General features: G+C 42.0%; 12 protein-coding genes. 2 read left to right on the top strand and 10 right to left on the bottom strand.

Annotated features, from left to right (window positions below):
• The first annotated feature begins 141 nt into the window (after positions 1 to 141).
• Positions 142 to 978: a symmetrical bis(5'-nucleosyl)-tetraphosphatase gene (locus QO187_RS03185; protein ID WP_102092991.1), complete on the top strand. Its 837-nt coding sequence runs from the start codon at positions 142 to 144 to the stop codon at positions 976 to 978.
• A gap of 184 nt (positions 979 to 1162) precedes the next feature.
• Here QO187_RS03185 and QO187_RS03180 read toward each other — a convergent pair whose 3' ends face one another.
• The 10 genes from QO187_RS03180 to QO187_RS03135 form a co-directional block, all read right to left on the bottom strand.
• Positions 1163 to 2101, bottom strand: coding sequence for a lantibiotic ABC transporter permease (locus QO187_RS03180; protein WP_102093031.1), 939 nt, complete (start codon positions 2099 to 2101; stop codon positions 1163 to 1165).
• Positions 2102 to 2429: 328 nt separating this feature from the next.
• Entirely contained in the window at positions 2430 to 2789 is a 360-nt protein-coding gene (locus QO187_RS03175) for a hypothetical protein (protein ID WP_102092992.1), read from the bottom strand.
• A 193-nt stretch (positions 2790 to 2982) separates the two neighbouring features.
• Positions 2983 to 5427, bottom strand: a complete 2445-nt coding sequence (locus QO187_RS03170) for a site-specific recombinase (RefSeq protein ID WP_102092993.1) — start codon at positions 5425 to 5427, stop codon at positions 2983 to 2985.
• Positions 5428 to 5664: 237 nt separating this feature from the next.
• Positions 5665 to 7449, bottom strand: a complete 1785-nt coding sequence (locus QO187_RS03165) for an acyl-CoA dehydrogenase C-terminal domain-containing protein (RefSeq protein ID WP_102092994.1) — start codon at positions 7447 to 7449, stop codon at positions 5665 to 5667.
• A gap of 348 nt (positions 7450 to 7797) precedes the next feature.
• Positions 7798 to 9591 (bottom strand): acyl-CoA dehydrogenase C-terminal domain-containing protein, encoded by a 1794-nt coding sequence (locus QO187_RS03160; RefSeq protein WP_102092995.1) that lies wholly within the window; start codon positions 9589 to 9591, stop codon positions 7798 to 7800.
• 594 nt (positions 9592 to 10185) lie between these two features.
• On the bottom strand, positions 10186 to 11898 hold the full coding sequence (locus QO187_RS03155) for a putative bifunctional diguanylate cyclase/phosphodiesterase (protein ID WP_371547178.1): 1713 nt from the start codon (positions 11896 to 11898) through the stop codon (positions 10186 to 10188).
• Between the two features lie 162 nt (positions 11899 to 12060).
• Positions 12061 to 12996: a 16S rRNA (uracil(1498)-N(3))-methyltransferase gene (locus QO187_RS03150; protein WP_102092997.1), complete on the bottom strand. Its 936-nt coding sequence runs from the start codon at positions 12994 to 12996 to the stop codon at positions 12061 to 12063.
• A 300-nt stretch (positions 12997 to 13296) separates the two neighbouring features.
• Entirely contained in the window at positions 13297 to 14145 is an 849-nt protein-coding gene (gene metF, locus QO187_RS03145) for a methylenetetrahydrofolate reductase [NAD(P)H] (protein ID WP_102092998.1), read from the bottom strand.
• 13 nt (positions 14146 to 14158) lie between these two features.
• Positions 14159 to 15583 carry an adenosylhomocysteinase gene (gene ahcY / locus QO187_RS03140; protein WP_102092999.1) on the bottom strand — a complete coding sequence of 475 codons (1425 nt, stop codon included), beginning with the start codon at positions 15581 to 15583 and terminating at the stop codon, positions 14159 to 14161.
• A gap of 353 nt (positions 15584 to 15936) precedes the next feature.
• On the bottom strand, positions 15937 to 17856 hold the full coding sequence (locus QO187_RS03135) for a TonB-dependent siderophore receptor (protein ID WP_102093000.1): 1920 nt from the start codon (positions 17854 to 17856) through the stop codon (positions 15937 to 15939).
• Positions 17857 to 18353: 497 nt separating this feature from the next.
• Between QO187_RS03135 and QO187_RS03130 the strand changes: the two genes are divergently transcribed.
• Positions 18354 to 20279, top strand: a complete 1926-nt coding sequence (locus tag QO187_RS03130; protein ID WP_371547192.1) for a mechanosensitive ion channel family protein — start codon at positions 18354 to 18356, stop codon at positions 20277 to 20279.
• The last annotated feature ends 45 nt before the right edge of the window (positions 20280 to 20324 follow it).

Below are 20324 nucleotides of genomic sequence, written 5' to 3'. Positions count from 1 at the left end.
TAGCGCGTAATTTTAAGTCAATGCTTTATCTGGCGTGTACTATCGTTCATTGTAAGATGAATTGAAGACACGCCCTAGTACTTAAGTATTTATTTCTTATCGAGCCGTCTTTAACTATCGGGTTTAAATCGTTGAGGTGTTATGAGTTTTCGCCATCAGTATGTTATCGGTGACTTACAAGGTTGCTATGCTGCGTATCTACAATTGCTAAAAACACTGGATTTTGATCCTACCCAAGACAAGTTATGGTTTGCTGGTGATCTGGTAGCACGCGGCGAGGACTCATTGAACACACTGCGTCATGTCAAAGCGTTGTGTGAGCAAGGCGCTGCGGCAACGGTATTGGGCAATCATGATCTTAATTTGATAGCAGTCTGGCGCGGTGCAGCCAAGCTTAAAAATAAAGACAAAACCGCACCTATCTTTGCTGCGGATGACTGTGATGATTTGCTTGAATGGTTACGCAGGCAGCCAATATTGGCTTATCCTGATGAGCATACTGTATTGGTACATGCGGGTATTCCACCGCACTGGAGTATTGAAGCAGCTGCAGGGTATGCACAGCAATTAGAAGCTCAGCTGCAAAGTAATTTAGCGCAGCTCGACCAATTGCTGCCAAATCTATATAGCAAAGAAGCGGATGAATGGCATGCAGGTATCGAAGGATTTACTAAGATGCGGGCGATCGCTAATTACTTTACGCGTATGCGCTTGTGTAAGCAGGATGGGTCGCTTGAGTTTAGCTTTTCAGCAGGCTTAGATGAGGCTATGCCAACCGATTTTTTGCCTTGGTTTGAGTGGAAAGTACCGCGCACTCGTAAGATACTATTCGGTCATTGGGCTGCGCTAAAAGGCGAGATTGATTTGCCACATGCGCGCGCACTCGATGGTGGCTGCGTGTGGGGTAATTATCTATTGGCTTATCGATTGGGTGACGGCAAGGTTTTTACTTCAAGCGCACAGTGCCCGAGTCCATAAAGAGGGTTATAAGCGTCTTAATATATAAGGCTAAATAAACAGTCTGTTATAAGTAGTTCCATTATACCAGTCTGTTTTAAGTAGTCTGTTAATAGACTTAAAGGGTGAAATAACTGGTTTCGTTGGGGTATACTCAAAAAATAAATCCTTTAAACGATAAATCATCTATTAACAGTCTGGCTGTTCAAAAACTTGATTTTAAATCCATAGGCCTAGTTGTATGGCGTTTTGCCATATATTTGCCCAGTAAGGGTAAGCAAAACATTGGTAATTGAAAAGCACCCAGTAACGGTAGAAACACCGCACCCATAAAGGGTACAGTTATGGTGTAAGAAAGTAATACATTGCGTCCGCCACATACCAGCGCCGCGACAATAGCATTCTCATAGCCAAAACGCCGATATATTATATAAGCGGTAAAATAAAACACCAATGCCAATACCGAACTTAGCACTAGTAATAACAACGCTTGCCAGGGATTATGGTCAAACGTAGTACGAAATCCTGCCATCAGTCCCAGTGGAAACAACATCAGCAGTAAAATATTAAACTGCCCAATTTTGGGATAATAACGTGACAAAATAGCAGGTGGAACAAACCGACGCACTCCCACAGCTAGCACCATTGGCATGAAAATATAAACTAACAAGCGTTTGACATAAAGACCAACGTCTAAATTCGAACTTTCATCGCCTAATAGCCATAATACGCCTAATAATGTACAGGGCATAACGAGCGTAGCAGCGATAGTTTTTGCCGTCGCCAGTTGTGCATCAAATCCCACCGCATTGACCAACGCACCACTACCGAATAATGGGGCAGTGGCACCAAGACCTGCAATCGCCAATAGCCAATCGCCACGTACACCGAGTGCATAAGCAATTACTATTAAAGCTAGACTCATGCCCCCGCTTTGTAACAAGGCAAAAACCCATACATAGCTTGTCGCTATACGCTTTAAAAGTGCATATTGGTCAATGCCTAGTAAAGTAAAAAACATCAAGAAGAACAATATTTGGGGTAAATATACCAATACTGCATTGGATAAGTTTGGAAAAACAAAGCCCATAATTGCACAAACTGGCATAATTAATGTGCTATGGCGCGCAATAAAACTAAGCAGCATGGCCTTTCCTAATAAAAAATGTTTTTTTGATACATATGCTGAACCACGCTGGGATTGTTTGATATCCAACAATCTTAGAGAGTATTAAAATTCCGAGGTGTCTCATATACCTACCACATTGATGCCTGTATAGCGCATCGATCACAGATAGAATATGTATGGTAAGTACACCACGAAGTACACTGTGACTGTTTTAGCGAGTTAAAACGTTGATACCATTAGCCGACAGCTTAATATTCAAGTCCTCACTAGGGTACCGAACCAGTGAAAGCACCTGATTGGTTCGCTGTAGGTACATCTTAATATGATAATACCTTTAAAGTATTTAGTTTAGCTGGTTCATATCCTTGTCTATCAGAGTAGAGTGGTCAATTTTAAATATTGGATACACATCAATAATAGTAAGTCTTTTAGCGTATAAATCCTGATAATTCAGATATTCTATAATGATCTGATTTTCATATATCATGACCCTCATCGCTCCTTCTTCATATATCTTAAATATTAATGCTTCATCTTGATATATATAAGCAGATATTGAGTTCTGAATATCACTGATAGAAAAAACCATTTTTTTATTTTGTGTATCAATGAATGTGGATTCTAGCAAACCATCATTATCTATATGACTCTCGCATCCAAACATCTCCATAAAATCTACATCTTTAGGATAAAAGAACGACATTTTCTTTCCTATGATCAAAGTCTGTGGTCAATTAATTTAGTACAATTTAGGATGATAGACAAAAGAATGCTAATTATATAGCCAATGCTTCGCTACCTTTATAGCGCATCGAACATACTCTGATAACAGACGTTATGACAAATAATTTTAGTAACAACAGTCGATCGAGCATAAAGCCACCGCAACTACCTATTTAACTAGGCAGCTTTGGTGGTTTTTTAGGTTTTGGTAGAGGTGTTTTTGCATCACCAGTTTGCTTGTCATCAGAGTCAGTGTAGTGTGGCTCATCACTAACAACATCGCTATCAATCGCACTTATCGTTTTGGTGGCCTTATCGTATTGGATATCATCGGTATAAGGAACGCTGTTTAGTTCGTCATCGATTAAACCATCGTCCAAATCCATTACCTTTTCAGGAGAGTTATACGGCTGCGTATGCTCATCTGTCGGCTGCTTTTCATAGTTGATATCTGTATTGGTCTGAGAATATTGAGCATCAGCATGTTTAGATTCAGGCAGTATCCTGACATCAGACAGACGCCTTACCACATAATTACTTGGTATAGATTTGCCATTTTTTTGTGCGGAAGTGTCATCAAATATCATGTGACCCTGACTGTCGATACGCGCATATTTCATTGGCTTATCACGTGGCCAGAAAAAGTCAGACGGATGGCTAATAATATGGCCAAATACCAGTTTTGTGAGGCGACTCCATTCAAAAAAGCGAACTTCTTTAGAACGTAGGGCGACAAACAGTGCCAACGAAAAGCTAACGATCAAGTTGACCAGACCAATAAGGGCCACGCCAAGTATAGAAATTAGGATGAGGCTCCAGCTGATGTCATCAGCAGATATATTGAATAGTCCGTGTGCCAAGTTTGCTGAAGCAAAGGCAATGTGACGAATATCAATTGGTAAGCCGAAGATATAGCCGATAGTCGCGGTACTACCTAAGAACACCCCAAATAAGAAGTTACCCATGATAGCGCCCAAGTTGGCCTCTATAAAGCCGCCTAAACGCTGAAGCCATGAACTAGGCAATATGTATTTTAATAATTTGTGACGTTGTATGCGTGCGCCTACGTTGTTATAAACTGCCAAGTTATCGTAGTAGCCGGCAATCAAACCAGATAAGAATAGGTAAACCCCAGCAATGGCAGCATGGGGTAGTGCTAATGAGTGAAAGGGGTCGAGATCATGTAACAGGTGTCCTGCTTTTTCGGTATCGATCATTGGCGCGCCAGTATATTGCAACCAAGCAAAAGAGATAATCAAGGCGACGGGTACGGCTAACATGACGTTACCCATGATAGCAATAAACTGGGTGCGCAAGATATCGACGACCAATTCTGATAGCTTAGTTAACTGATGTGATTTTTTACCAGAGCCTTCAGATATGGTAGAAGCGATTGCAGCCGCGGTCATGGCTGGCTGCTTAGTCGCGACTGTGCCGCGAATAACATGAATAAATACGAAACCCAAACCATAAATCATACTGTTGATGAACGCGCGACCCATGGGTGCGAGCGCTAAGTGATACGCCAGTATTTTTATGGTTGCCATAAATGCAATGACAAAACCACCAATAGAGGCTTTTTTGAGCATCTTTTGATAGCCAGCTTTGTCGGTACTAATATAATGCTCACCGACGCGGCTGGCATTTTCTGTGACTTTACGAGAGAGTAGTTTGGTATTGTTATCAATCAAATAACCAATGCTATAGCGCTGGTTGGCTGTAGTGATGAGCGCCTGTATCAGTTCGATAACAGCACGATCTCGCTTTTGATTATCGTCTGTGACCAGCTCAGTCAAAATCCGCATACGCTGCAAGCTTTGATCTAGACGCAGCATCATATTAGTCAAACGAATAGAAATACCGGTCTTATAAATTCGCTTGCGTACGGTAGCGACGATATCTTCGCACTGTTCCAGCATAACCAACAATGGCGCGGGGTCGACTGCTTGCTCAGGCGTGATATCTGTCAAGGTATCAAGCTCATGTGCTTGACGATATTGATTGACGAAGAGTACGGCTTCTTGATTTTGTGCAACAAAAGACGCGGAATAGTTCAGTATTTGCGGATACGACTCCATCAAATCAGGATGCAAGCCGATACCGCTGATGCGATAAGACAAAATGATAATGGCGTTTAGAATACTGTTTTTTGCAGTAGCGACTAGATTTAAGTGTTTCTCTTCTACGCGAACCAGCTCAACCAGTTTGTCCCATTTTTCCTTTTCAATATTGGCCAGCCAGCGTTCATCAGAGCGTTTATTAAATAAGTAGCCCACCAGTTCAACGACAGAGTCATCTTGTGGCAATAATGGTAAAAACCGATGGCCAATCAACCGGCGTAAGCTATTGAAGAAACCTTGATCGGACATAATACCAGTATCGGTATACAGCGCAATTTGTCGATATTGAATAATCAGTTTTAGCACAAAACTAGACAGCCCATCTCCATATTCTGGATGCTGATGTATGATATCAATAAGGGATTGAATTTTTTCGTTGGCCAATGCAGGTTCTTTATCACTGACTCGTAGCTCATCAATCAAGCGTTTAAGTACCGCAGGGTCTGGCACGTCGCTCAAGGCGGTAATCTGTTGTAAAATGCGTTTTAATTCTGACACGTCGCACCCTTTATCATGGTTGTTTCAATCGTTTTTATTATTTAAGTCGGTATAAGTGGTTGAGTAATGTTTACCAATCGTTCAATTGTAGTCGAGCGACATCTTGTCTTGCGTTATTTTAATCGGAACTGCCTATTGATATTGAATTATTTTGTTAGCAGTTATTTTGACAAAAAAAAGGACAGTAACACGACTGTCCTTTTAATCAAGATATTTTAGGTTAGCTTTGCCATGAGCTTAGCTTGCAGGAACGTCGAAATAAGCAAGATCAAAGTTCATCATTGGGTCGCTACCAGCTTTGACCATTTGTGCATGAGCATCGATACGCGGTAAGACACGACCGACGAAATAATCAGCAAGCTTGGCTTTATTGGTATAAAACTCGCCTTCTTTGCCATTAGCGGCTTCTACCATCAATGCAAACATGTACGAGTAGGCAAGGTAGCCAAACGCATGCATGTAGTCAACCGCACAGCCATTGATTTCATTTTTGCGTTCGCCGATGTTGTTAAGCACAGTGGTGGTTAGCTCTTCAATGGTATCTGCTGCATTTAACGTAGCTTGTTTGATAGCGTGGTCTGCTTGCATGTTGTTAACAAAGTCACGAATCTCGCCCAAGAAGTGAGTGACGTACTTGCCGTTGTTACGAGCAACTTTACGACCTAACAAGTCAAGCGCTTGAATACCGTTGGTGCCTTCATAAATCTGCGCAATACGGGTATCACGAACGATCTGCTCCATACCCCATTCGCGGATATAGCCATGACCACCAAATACTTGCTGACAATCAACAGTGGCTTCTAGTGCTTTATCAGTCAGGAACGCTTTAGCAACTGGTGTTAATAGGGCAACACGAGCCGCAGCTGCTTTGGCCGACTCAGGATCGGTACTAAACTTCTCTTCATCAAGGTTTTTGGCAACATACATCGCAAAACAGCGTGACGCTTCAGTGTTTACTTTGGCATTCAATAGCATACGACGGACGTCAGCATGATGGATAATAGCATCAGCAGGTTTTTCTGGGCTTTGTAGCTGTGTATCGCTACGGCCTTGACCGCGGTCATTGGCATATAACGCTGCATTTTGATAGGCAAGCTCAGAACCACCAAGGCCTTGCAAGCCCATAGTGACACGCTCGTAGTTCATCATGATGAACATTGATGATAGACCAGTGTTTTCCGCGCCAACCATCCAACCTTTAGCATTATCAAAGTTCATGACACAAGTCGCAGAGGCTTTGATACCCATTTTATGTTCGATAGAGCCTACCGCTAATGTGTTGCGCTCGCCTAAGCTACCATCTGCATTGACCAAGAATTTTGGTACGACAAATAGTGAAATGCCTTTTGAGCCTTCTGGTGCATTTGGTGTTTTTGCCAATACCAAATGAATGATGTTGTCAGTAAGGTCATGCTCACCACCAGTGATAAAGATTTTGGTGCCAGAGATATCATAGCTACCGTCATCATTAGGCACGGCTTTGGTTTTGATAATACCCAAGTCAGTACCAGCATGCGGCTCTGTCAAGCACATAGTGCCAGCCCATTCGCCATTGTACATTTTTTCTAGATAAGTTTGCTTTTGCTCTTCAGAGCCAGCTGCATTTAAGCAAAGCGTCGCACCGACTGTTAGGTTTGGATATAGGGCAAATGATTGGTTGGCAGTGAAAACCATCTCTTCGGTGAGCATGGTAACCATTTTAGGGAAGCCCTGACCGCCGTATTCAGCATTACCGCTTAAGCCAACCCAGCCTGATTCAGCATATTGCTTGTAGGCTTCTTTGAATCCTGTCGGAGTCGTGACGACGCCATCACCTTCGAAAGTTGCGCCTTCTTCATCACCGCTACGGTTAATAGGAAGTAGAATGTTTTTTGACAGTTTTCCCATTTCTTCTAAAATCATATCGACAGTTTCCATGTCAACATGAGCCAAGTTTTCGTTGTTTTGCCAAAACTCTGGCGCCTTAAATACATCATTTAAGATAAAGCGCATGTCATTAAGAGGGGCATTATAAACAGCCATAAACATTCCTTTGGTTCAAATAATTAAAATTGAAGTTGTTAAGATTATCAACTGTTTTCTTGGTATAACCTTAGCGATTAATAATCAAAGTTTAACAAATAAGCTTGTGAGCGAGTGTATTTCTTCGTGAATTGTGCGTACACCAAAAGTTAGCAACGGCTATTGAAGTGCTTATAGACACCTTGCTGATAACTATAATGTGAGAAGGTAGGCGGGTCGGTACTTATAGACAGTTGCTATAGTCAAAACTATGTTGATAGTTGTCATAAGCACGCGCAAAATAAAGCGGCAACACACCGAAGTATATTGCCGCTCAAGATTATACGATAGCGAAGTTTAGCGCTTTAATTAAAAGGCAAACTGATCAACGTCCATGCTCATGTATGGCTCTACACCAGTGCTGATACGCTGTACGTGCGTAGTCGTACGTGGCAATAGCTTAGCAAAGTAGAACTGAGCCGTTTTAACTTTAGCGTCATAGAATGCTTTTTCGCCAGTACCGTTTGCGATAGCAGTCTGAGCAACCAGTGCCATACGTGCCCATAAGTAGGCTAGGGTGACATAACCACTGAAATACATATAGTCTACTGCAGCGCCGCCGACAGCGTCTGGCGTTTCAGTTGCTTGCATGCCGATGCGTGCAGTTAAATCGCCCCATTCTTTAAGATGCTTGGCAAGTGGGCGAATGAACTGACCCATCTCGTCATTTTCTTTGTTTTCTTCACAGAATTCTTTGATAACGTTTACAAAGTTAGCAAGTAGCTTACCTTGTGAACCCAAGACTTTACGGCCTAACAAGTCAAGTGCTTGAATCTCTGTGGTACCTTCGTATAAGCAAGAGATGCGCGTATCACGTACGTTCTGCTCCATACCCCATTCGCTAACGAAACCATGACCACCATAAACCTGAATACCATGGTTAGCAGCTTCTAAACCTGTTTCAGTCAAGAACGCTTTAGCAATTGGTGTCAGTAGTGATAACATTTGGTCAGCAAACTTCAACTCTTCGCCTTCGCCTTTTGCAACGGTATCTGCAAAGTGTGAGAGATAATAAACTAGCGCACGACCACCTTCAGCAAAGGCTTTTTCAGTCAACAACATGTTACGAACTGCTGGATGTACAATGATAGGATCAGCGGCTTTTTCTGGTGCTTTCGTACCTGATAGTGAACGCATCGCTAAGCGGTCTTTTGCATAAGTCAATGAACCTTGAAACGCATACTCTGCTGCAGTCAAACCTTGCACAGCAGTACCGATACGGGCCACGTTCATAAAGGTGAACATGCACTGTAGGCCGCGGTTTTCAGGTCCAATCAAGTAACCCGTTGCACCATCGAAGTTCATGACACAAGTTGCAGAGGCCTTGATACCCATTTTGTGTTCGATAGAGCCACAAACGACATTGTTGCTTTCGCCAATGCTACCATCTGCGTTTACCGTCATTTTAGGAACGATAAATAGTGAGATACCTTTGGTGCCAGCAGGTGCGCCTGGTAGACGAGCCAATACAATATGGATAATGTTGCTAGTTAGGTCATGCTCACCGGCAGAGATGAAAATCTTTTGACCCGTGATGCTATAGCTACCATCTTCTTTAGGCTCAGCTTTGGTACGGATAATACCCAAGTCAGAACCAGCATGCGCTTCTGTAAGACACATGGTGCCTGACCATTCGCCCGTGACCATTTTTTCTAAATAGGTTTGTTTTTGCTCGTCAGTACCATGATGCTCGATGGTTTGAATAGCACCATGTGATAGGCCAGGGTACATAGAGAATGACCAGTTAGCCGTACCAACCATTTCATTGATGACAGTAGATAATGAGAACGGCATGTTTTGACCGCCAAAATCTTCTTCAGCAGATAAAGCAGGGAAGCCAAGCTCACAATACGCGTCATAAGCTTCTTTAAAGCCTTTTGGCGTGGTGACCTTACCATTATCAAACTTACAGCCTTCAGCATCACCGCTTTGGTTCAATGGTGACAGTTCGTTTTCAGCAAAGCTTGCAGCCATTTCAAATAGGCTGTCCATTAGCTCGCGGTCAGCTTCTTGGAACGCAGGCAAAGTTTTGTAGTGGCTTTCACTATCGAGTAGTTCATGCATAACGAATTGGATATCACGTAAGGGCGCTTTGTATTGCATAACTTCCTGTCCTTTTTGGAATGTAACCGATCATAGCTAATAATGAGCATATGGTCGCACTATCCTCTAGTGCGTTATTCTTACCTAGCCAATCTGAAAATCTAAATAAAGGATAAACAGTCAAGCAGGTCAACCATGCTATCGATTACATAAAATAGTGTTGAAAAGAGTGGTGATTGTCAGAGTCAATGAGAGATTAAATGTGCTCTAACAAATTCACTATAAAAGATAGGCTTTCATAGGTGATTATACAAGTTTGGTGACAGGACTGATAAGTCATGAACCTATCTTGCATCGGTTATGCAATCGACGTTAGGCGCTAGGAAATAGCATCATTAAGCATATGAAAACTCTAACGTTACTAAGACAGATAGTCCTCTATATGACCAGTATTAACATGAAAAAACGACAGTCAAAAAAATAGCGTTCGCCAGAAAGACAAACGCATTAGTATAAATTACAACATTCTTTGGTAGAACCGAGCATGTAAGTTATTTCACAGATATAAGCGTGATAAACATTAAATATGCTCGTATGTTAGGAGTCTGAACATAGTAGCTTATGGTTAATAAGTTATAGCGAATAGCTTAGCATTTACTCAGAAGCGTTTTGTTGAATCAGCATCGCAGTGGCAACATCAGCAGCCACGGGTTTGCTAAACCAATAGCCCTGACCAATTTTGCAACCCATATCTAACAACACATCGCGCTGCTGCTCAGTTTCAATACCTTCAGCAACGACCTGCATGTCTAAAGCGACTGCTAAGTCTAAAATGGCTTTTACAATCGCGTGCTGGGTACGATCGGTTTCAATATTGGAGATAAAGCTCTTATCAATCTTGATAAAATCAAATGGATATTCTTGCAAGTAGCTCAATGACGCATAACCAGTACCGAAATCATCGAGCGCTAGACGTACGCCAAGCTCTCTAAGCGAGTTAAGCTGTTTTTTTACATTATCATGACGCTGAATCAAAGACGACTCGGTCATTTCGATATGCAACTGATCAGCAGCAACGTCATTCTCGGTCAGTAGTGTACTCACCATATCAAAGAAGTCAGGGTGGCTAAACTCAGCAGCATCAGCGTTGATACAGACGTGTTGATGAAACCCTTGCTGTTGCCAAACGGCTAATTGTTTGACGATTTTAATGGCCAGTTGCGAAAACAAATCAAAGGAGAGCTTGTGCGCGATAATGGCATTGATAAAATGAACGGGCTTGAGTAATCCGCGAGTAGGGTGTTGCCAACGTACCAATGCTTCAAAACCTGTGATAGCTCCAGTCTCTAATGAGAACTTTGGCTGATAATAAGGAACAAATTGACCTTCAATGGTAGCAGTCCTAAGCTCAGACTCTAACTCTAAACTGCCAGCGGTAGCGCTTTCAATGGCCTCATCGTACCAACGTATATCATCGCCTCCATGCTGCTTGACATAGTCCAATGCTTTTTCTGCTTTGGTCAATAAACCCGTTACTTCGTTATCGTCTTTTGGAAAACGGCTCACACCCACAGAAATATGGTAATAGATATTTGCATCTGTCGCATGGCTCTTGTCAGTAGAGAAGGGACGCTCACACATTTGCATGAGTGTGTCTAGCTGATGACGTACCATATTGGCATCTTTAACTTCAAATAATAGCGCAAAATCATCACCCCCAAAGTGAGAAAAGGAGCGTAAATTATGCAGTTTGAGCTTTTCGACTCCTTCTGCAAAGTTTTTTATTAAATCATTGGCACCATCAGGCCCTAATAGGCTGGCAAGATTGCGATAACGGTCAATGTTTAAGCGTACAAGGACAACCTCTTGGTAACTATCCAATAGCATGTCACTTGTCTGACTCAAAAATACCTTGCGGTTAGGGAGACCTGTGAGCTGATCATAGTTGAGTAAATGGGCGACCTGTTTTTGATCTTTAATAACTGCAGACATATCACGCAGCATACCAATATGATAAGCCATTTGATCTATATAAATTCTGCGATAAGTAATATGACAGTCAATATTCTGTCCATAACGGTTGGCCATCGAAAAATCAAGTTCATAAAAACCATGTTCGTTTAAGTTTTTCTTGATATCTTTTAGAATTACTTGCTCTGCTTCTGATAAAAATTCAGCAGCATATATACCAAGTGGACGACCGATTAAAAACTCTTCTTTGTAGCCAATCAAAAGCTCATAGCTAGGATTGACAGATAAATAACGTAGATTTTCGTCTAGTATAAATATGGCATCTTCAATTCTCTCACACAGTTCGGTCATTAACCGTTGCTTAATCGATGCTGGGATAGTGTCAAAATCGCTCATAATAATGGCTCACAAAATAATGGCTTATAAAATAATGGCTTATAAAAATAAATATGGTGATTCAACTTCTCAACATTGAGCTAAGATCACTTTTAAGTCTACAAAATGTAAAACAAAAGTTCTACTTTTAAATTTATTAATGATAATGACTATTATTATTGGTTATCGTTTCCAGCTATACAAGGCGGATATAGTAGACAAAGCAACCACTGGTGCGGTCTCAGTGCGTAACACTCTTGTACCAATTTGCCACGGTATAAAGCCAACATTATTTGCTTGTTTACACTCATCACTACTTAAACCTCCTTCAGGTCCAATCAGTAGTTTAATATAAGGAGTTTGTTTTTTAAGCACATCAGGTAGAGCACTAGGCATGGCAGGTTGTCCTGCTGCTGGTACGCTCATCTGCATACATAGATCTGGAGCGTTTGCTAATACTTGATAGTAAGAATCATGACTAAGCACAGAAACGATAGAACTGACAGCCATTTGCGTCTTTGTAACGTCAGTAGCCATAGCCTCAGTAGTCTTAGCATCAGTAGTCTTAGCATCAGTAGTCTTAGCATCAGAATTGGTATTGCTTAGCCATTCGTTGATTGATTGTGGCGCAAGAATAAGAGGTGGGCGATTAAGGCCGCATTGTTCACAAGCAGCGATGGCCACTTGTTGCCAGTGCGCCAGTTTCTTTTCAACTTGAGCAGGTTTTAATGTGACTTCGCCATGGTGGCTGCTGAGCAACTGAATGGCAGTCACTCCAAGCTCAGTTGCTTTTTGGATAGCATAGTCCATACGCTCACCGCGGCTCATTACCAAACCAATCTGAGTGATAGTAGGCGGCGTACGATCGTCGTCTATATGTGTAAGCAAAGTAGCAGTGGCATTTTTTTTACTGATTGCCTGTAGCTCTACTATATATTCGCCACCAAATCCATCGAACAAAATCCCTTGATCACCAATGTTGGCTCGTAATACACGGCACCAGTGATGAACTACACTATCGGGTAATTCGACATTGCTACCTAGTGGCAACTCACCCAATTTAGGTAGTGCTGAGGCATCAGCATTGTCGTTGTTAATGGCATAAAAAAAACGTCGCACGTGGTCTTATTCCTATTATTTGATTGAGTATAGTTATTATTAGATCTATAGAATATCACTTGAGACAATTAATGACATTTGTTTTATGAGAATTTTTCTTAATAAAGAAAATTATTTTTAGAGCAGCATTATTACACAGTGAAGAAATTTTTAAAAATCAAATAAGATAAAGTGTATGAATAAAACGGTAAAGGATTATTGGTCAAAATTTTGACAATAAAAAACTGGCGCTCCTAGAAGCGCCAGTTATTAATAATGTATTCAGGAATGATGAAGGGATATTTTAGAATGCTTACAAGTTTAAGCGGTCAATCCCAAAGCTTCTACTAAGCGTTTGTTTGGCTCAACTTTGTTCATGCTATAAAAATGCATAGCGGGTACGCCCTCGGCAATCAAGCGTTCACACAAGCGATAAACCACATCAAAGCCAAACTCACGAATAGCCTTACGATCATCACCAAAATCCGTCAACTGTTTGCGTACATAGCGCGGAATATCAGCGCCACAGCTATCAGCAAAACGCAAGAGATTGCTCGAATTGGTAATTGGCATGATACCAGCGACCAAAGGCTGAGCTACTGTATCAATACCGCGTTTCTCTAACTTATCACGCAAGTACAAATAGCTGTCAGCGTTGTAAAAAAACTGGGTAATCGACGCATTGGCACCAGCTTGGTATTTATTTACCAGATTATCGATATCAAACTCAAAGCTACGCGCTTGTGGGTGCATTTCAGGGTAGGAGGCCACTTCGATATGGAAGTGATCACCCGAATATTCACGAATGTACTTTACCAAATCTACCGCAAATGGTAGCTCACCCATGCCCACCTGACCTGATGGCAAGTCGCCGCGTAGCGCTACTAAGCGTCTAATACCTAAAGTCTTATAATACTCGAGCAATTCAGCGATTTCACTTTTGTCATCACCAATACAAGACATATGCGGCGCGATTTCAGTGGTACCACGCGTACTTAGTGCCTGTACGATATCTAAAGTACGGCTACGGGTTGAACCGCCCGCACCATAAGTTACCGAAAAATAAGCTGGTGACAACTTATTAAGCTCATCATAAGTGCTGAGAAGCTTTTCGTGACCTTGCTCGGTCTTTGCAGGAAAGAACTCAAAGGAGAAAGCAGGCTTACTCACAGGCTAGCTCCTTTTAGTATTTATAAGCGTCAGGCTTGAACGGACCTTCGACAGGCACACCCAAATACTCAGCTTGTTTTTGGGTCAGCTTGGTTAGCGTACCGTTAAAGCCTGCAACCATCGCAGCGGCTACTTCTTCGTCTAACTTTTTAGGCAATACTTTTACGTATAGGTTGTCAGTACGTTGGTCAGCTGGCAAGTCAGCGAATTTTTCTTCGAACAGATACATTTGAGCCAATACTTGGTTGGCAAATGAGCCGTCCATCACGCGTGATGGGTGACCAGTTGCGTTACCTAGGTTTACTAGGCGACCTTCAGCAAGCAAGATTAGATAATCGTTTTCATCGTCTGAGCGGAAGATTTGATGCACTTGTGGCTTGATCTCAACCCAGCGCCAGTTATCACGCATAAACTGAGTGTCGATTTCGGTGTCAAAGTGACCAATGTTACATACCACAGCACCAGGCTTAAGGGCTGCTAGCATATGTCTATCACAAACATGGTAGTTACCAGTAGTCGTGACGATCATGTCAGTGTCTTCAAGCAAGCGCTTGTTGATGCTGGCTGCGCCGCCCGTGTTGTCACCGTCGATGTATGGTGATAATACTTCAAAGCCGTCCATACATGCCTGCATCGCACAGATAGGGTCAACTTCTGAAACACGTACGATCATGCCTTCTTGGCGTAAGCTTTGTGTAGAGCCTTTGCCTACATCACCATAACCGATAACTAAAGCGCGGCGACCAGCAAGGAACATATCGGTAGCGCGTTTGATAGCATCGTTTAAGCTATGACGGCAACCGTATTTGTTATCGTTTTTAGACTTGGTAACTGCATCGTTGACGTTGATGGCTGGTACTTTAAGCGTACCTTTACCAAGCATCTCAACCAAGCGATGAACGCCAGTGGTGGTCTCTTCTGAAATACCGTGGATGTTATCAAGAAGCTCTGCATAATCATTGTGAATCAAAGCAGTCAAATCACCGCCATCATCCAAGATTAAGTTAGCATCCCACAGTTGGCCTGATGCTTCGCCGTCAACATGTACTTGCTGACGTAGGCACCATTCATACTCTTCTTCTGTTTCGCCTTTCCAAGCATAGACAGAGATACCAGCAGCAGCAATCGCAGCAGCAGCATGGTCTTGGGTTGAGAAGATATTACATGATGTCCAGCGTACTTCAGCACCAAGCGCGACTAGTGTCTCGATAAGTACGGCTGTCTGAATGGTCATGTGGATACAGCCAGCGATTTTCGCGCCTTTAAGCGGCTGGTCTGCTTCGTAGCGACGACGCAAACCCATTAGGGCAGGCATTTCGGCTTCAGCAAGGGTAATTTCACGGCGGCCGTAATCAGCAAGGCTGATGTCAGCGACTTTGTAGTCAGTGAAAGAGGGATCGATCGTATGGGCAGATGGTGTAGTAGACACTGCGTCCATAATATGCTCCTATCAGTGGTTAACGAATGATAAAAAGAATAAAAACGCAGGTGCCGTTGTTTGCGCTGTGAGCGACCAAAAATATGGACTCTCGACAGTTAACCGAGCCTAACATAACCTGTGATTGCATAACTATAGAATGTTAATGCAGTAAATCACTATTATGGCGCAACACCTCTCGGAGGTCGTTATTGTAATAGATGAGTGGTTAATTGTCACCTATTGACTGAGATAAATAGCTGACGGCTTATGCAGATAAAACTTTAAACAGGAATCTATAGCCATAAAAAAGGCCACCTTTAGATGACCTTTTTTATTTTAGTTCAGATGGTTTTAATCAGACTAAGTTAAACTTAGTACCAGTTGTAGGTTAGAGAGGTAAAGTAGTTAATACCGTCAGTATTATAGCCAATATCTGTTATATAATCTTCGTTAGTGATGTTGTTTAGACGTGCAGTCATAGACAAATTATCAGTAAGTTTGTAGTTACCACTGATGTTCAGCAATCCATAGTTGTCTACAAATTGAGAGTCAGTATTGGTAATTCTGCTGTAATAGTCCCCTACATACTGATATTCAGCGCGTATATCTAAACTTGGCAGACGGTATCCGACATATACCAAGCCCTTGTGTTCAGGACGGTAGGGAAGAGAGTTGCCATCATCACTTCCGCCACTACTGTCTTCTGCCTTCTGGTAATCATAGCTGCCGCCAAACAGATAGTCGTTCATTTCCCAGTCAGAAGTTAATGAGATACCTTTGATTTTAGCTTCATTGATATTTTGACTAGCTCCTGCATAAGGATTGCTAGGCGTAGGGCTTGCGACGTAACTGATTAAATTTTCAACATCATTATAATAGCCAGTGAGACGTGTAGACTGTAGCAGAGTGTTGTATTCAGCAAAAGCTTCGTAGTTGTCGCTAGTTTCAGGCTTTAGATCGGGGTTACCACTATATACAGGGCTTAAATCATTAAAAACAGGTGCGCGGAAGCCTTTAGCATAGCTCGCACCAACGCGGAAATCAGGACTAAGATGCATTGCACCGCCCAAATTATAGGTGGTTTCATCACCATAGCGTGAGTCATCATCGTAGCGTAGGTTGGCTTGTGCATCAAAGCGGTCATTGGCGATGACATAGCCAGCAAAGGCACTTTTGACATTACGGTCATCAATACTGTAAGCCGTGCTGTCTAAGTCTTGAGTGAGGTATTCGAGACCATAAACACCTTCACCAGCTAGCAGCTTGTTTTTACCAACTAAGCTAATCTGGTCTTGAGTACCATCGAATACATTTGGATACTTAGAATAAGACTCGCTTTTATCAATAGAGTGACCATATTGGAGCTTAACAGAGGCATCAGGCATATATTGCCAGTCGACATAAGCTTGTGCTGCGCCGTTTTCTTGATCAGCATGAGCGTCTTCAAAAGTACCATCGTCATATTCAGTAGTGGATTTACTATACAAGATGCTAGCACCTGTCAGTAACGTGTCGCTAAAACGCTGATTGACTGCTAAGCTTACACTGTCGCTCTCAAAACCATCATCGTCTTTATTATAAGGGTCATTTTGATTACTGGGATCTGGACGGGTCGCATTGATACCATCTGTTTCGTTGTGACTGGCTGAAAGGCTTAATGTAGTACCATTAGTATTGGCAAGTTGTGCGCTTGCACCGTATACATAATGATCGTTTGAGCCGATACCTGCGGTAACTGACATACTGCTTCGATCTATATTGCCGCCTTTAGTGAATACTTGAATGACACCGCCCATCGCATCCGCACCGTAGATGCTAGAACCTGATGCTCCATAGAGAACTTCAATTCGATCAATTTGATCAGCAGGTAGCAAGTTTAACGCGGCGCCTCCAGCGCTGACTGAGCTATAACGTATACCATCAATCAATACGAGGACTTGTTTGCTATCGTAGCCGCGCATATAAAAGTTTGAAGAAGCGCCAAGACCACCGTTTTGTTTAAAAGCAATGCCTGGCTGACGTTTGAGTACGTCCAAAACGGTTTGACCTTGATAACGTTGTAACTCTTCTTTATCGATTACTCGTGTTTGCGCAATTACATTACTTGTCTTAGTAGGTGTGCGAGTGGCTGTCACGACAATTTCATCAAGCTCAACTTGTGGCAAACTGCTATCGTTGATGGAAATATTTTCAGAGGTAGCTGCCATTGCAGTATTTACTGCAAGTAAACTAAGAACGCTCAAAATACTTAAACGAAGATAGGTACGTGAAGATGCACGTGATACAGACATAGTCGATTCCAAAGTAATCAAGTTAAAAATGCAGAAATGAGAGGTAACTATTATGACGTAAAAGGGGTCAAAAGTTACAAAAAACAGTATATAAGCAAAACTGCGCTCATTATCTACAAATTAACCTGCTTTATAAACTACTTTAACCTAATGTTTATTCAGGGTAGGCTGAATGGTATTCATGTTAGTTTGCTAAATGATTTATTAAAAATTACTTTACTTAGATATTCTATGGGAATTTATACCACTGTATAAGAGAAGCCTATCCTTAGAAACACCTACTATTAGAAGCCTACATAGAGTAAGAAACCAAATACCAATACAGTTAGCTACAAAATTGCGTAATCAAAAGTACTGCTGTTATAAATAATTGTTACTATAGTATGGACGCCACCTGTCATTTATCATGCCATTTTTAAACTAAGAGGTTTGTTTTGTCTATCAAGCATAATCTGACTCCCAGTCCTTCGCCTAATTTATTCTCTGCTATTACTAAGATGCCATTTATAGTCGCAATGCTATTACTGACTATGCTGTTGAGTATTGCCTTGCCAAATAATGCTTATGCTGTCGAGGCTGGTGCGCTTGGAGTGGGTAATGACAGTAGTGGAGAGACAGTAAGTACGCCATTGCCTGATTCTTTTGGCCGAGATACGCCGCGTCATACGGTACAAGGGTTTATCAGTGCGCTGGGTGAAAATGATTATTTGCTGGCAAGTAATTATCTCAACTTATCAAAGTCCGATAACCCAACGACCGTTGTGCGACAGTTTAAACAGGCACTAGATGCAGGTGGGCGTTTTCAGCCGGATCTACAGATTAGTAACTCACCTGAGGGTAATCTAACTGACCAACTGCCACCTAGCCAAGAAAATGTCGGTGTGATTAATATCGGGGAGCGAAGTGTTCCGCTATTGCTAGAAAGGGTGGTCTCAAAACAGAATGAGCAATATTGGCAATTCTCTAGCGATACGCTGACCTCAGTACCAGAAGTGATAGAAAATACTGAGCCGACCTTGGTCTCGCGCTATACGGTTGACTCTTTAGATGGCAAAAAGCTTTTTGGCTATCAACTAGCTGATTTGGTCGCCGCGCTCACCATGATTGTGACTAGCTTTGTACTTACTTATGTCGCGGTATGGTTGCTATACCACTTATTAAGGATTGTTTATCCGTATTTGCGTGGTACGCCATTGCCGTTACCTAACAAAGTAATATTGCCACTCTCTGTGGTCATTATGGCATTGATACTATCAGAAGTGATGGTTTATGCAGGCGTATCGGTGACACTACGTGAGCCAGTCAATCGCTTTACGGATATCGCTTCTTGGCTGGCGCTGACTTGGCTACTATTGCGAGTGATCGATGCGATATTTACCCGAGCGGTAAATCTAAGCTACAAGAAAAACTATACTGAGCGTGTCTCAATTTTGGGACTGCTGCGTAAGGTCGTCAAAGCGCTATTACTGATATTTGCAGTGATTGTTATTTTTGGCAATTTGGGTTTTGATTTGACCACTGGTATTGCCGCACTGGGTGTGGGTGGTTTGGCGTTAGCTCTTGGTGCGCAAAAGACAATTGAAAACTTAGTTGGTAGTGTCGTCGTCGTCGCAGATTCACCTGTGCGTATCGGTGACTATTGTAAGTTTGGTACTTACGAAGGCACAGTTATCGACATTGGTATTCGCTCATCGCGTGTACGGACCTTGTCGCGGACGATTGTTACGGTACCAAATGGTGACTTTTCATCGATGCAGATCGAAAACTTTACCTCTCGCGATATGTTTCGTTTTTTCCACTACTTATATATTAAGCGTACCGCTGATCTTGACGTAATATTCAAAATGGTTAATGACTTGGATGAATTTATAAAAGAGCATGATTTGACCAATCAAGAATGGAATCAGGTCAATATTTTGGAGCTGCGCCAAGATTGCTATGTTATTCAGTTGCAAGCTTATGTGAATGCTATTGGTATCATTGAGTTCTATGACAAACAAAACGCTTTGTTTGTCGATATATTAAAGAAAGTCGCGAAATATAAAGTAGAACATGCATTGCCGACTCAGCAGTTGATTGTTAATCAAGCTGAACTTGAACATCATGTGGGAAGTAGTACTGATGAATCAGCAGAAGGAGATGAATCAGACAACAGTAGTAACTCTGCTAATAATGAAGTGTCTGATAACAAGGAAGTAAACACAAGCGTATACAGGAAAGATTACAACGACGATGGCGTTGATATTCGTAAAGATAGTGACAAGGCTAAAAATGATGTTGCAAGTCACCACAAATTCTCTATGGCGACCGTCAGCAGAAGTGGTGCGCTTAAGGCACTAAAGCATAAAAGTCATATGCTAAGAAAAAGTAAGTTTAAGCACACTAAAAACAAATCTGGCTTTTCTATATGGAACCAGCCTTAAAAGAGACTTTTTGCTCACGAATGGTAGTGAATAACACTAGCTATG

The organism is Psychrobacter sp. Arc9 (genome assembly GCF_041431295.1).
In the GTDB taxonomy this organism is placed as follows: domain Bacteria; phylum Pseudomonadota; class Gammaproteobacteria; order Pseudomonadales; family Moraxellaceae; genus Psychrobacter.
Note: the sequence above shows the minus strand (reverse complement) of the source record. Positions and strands in the feature narration are given on the sequence as shown.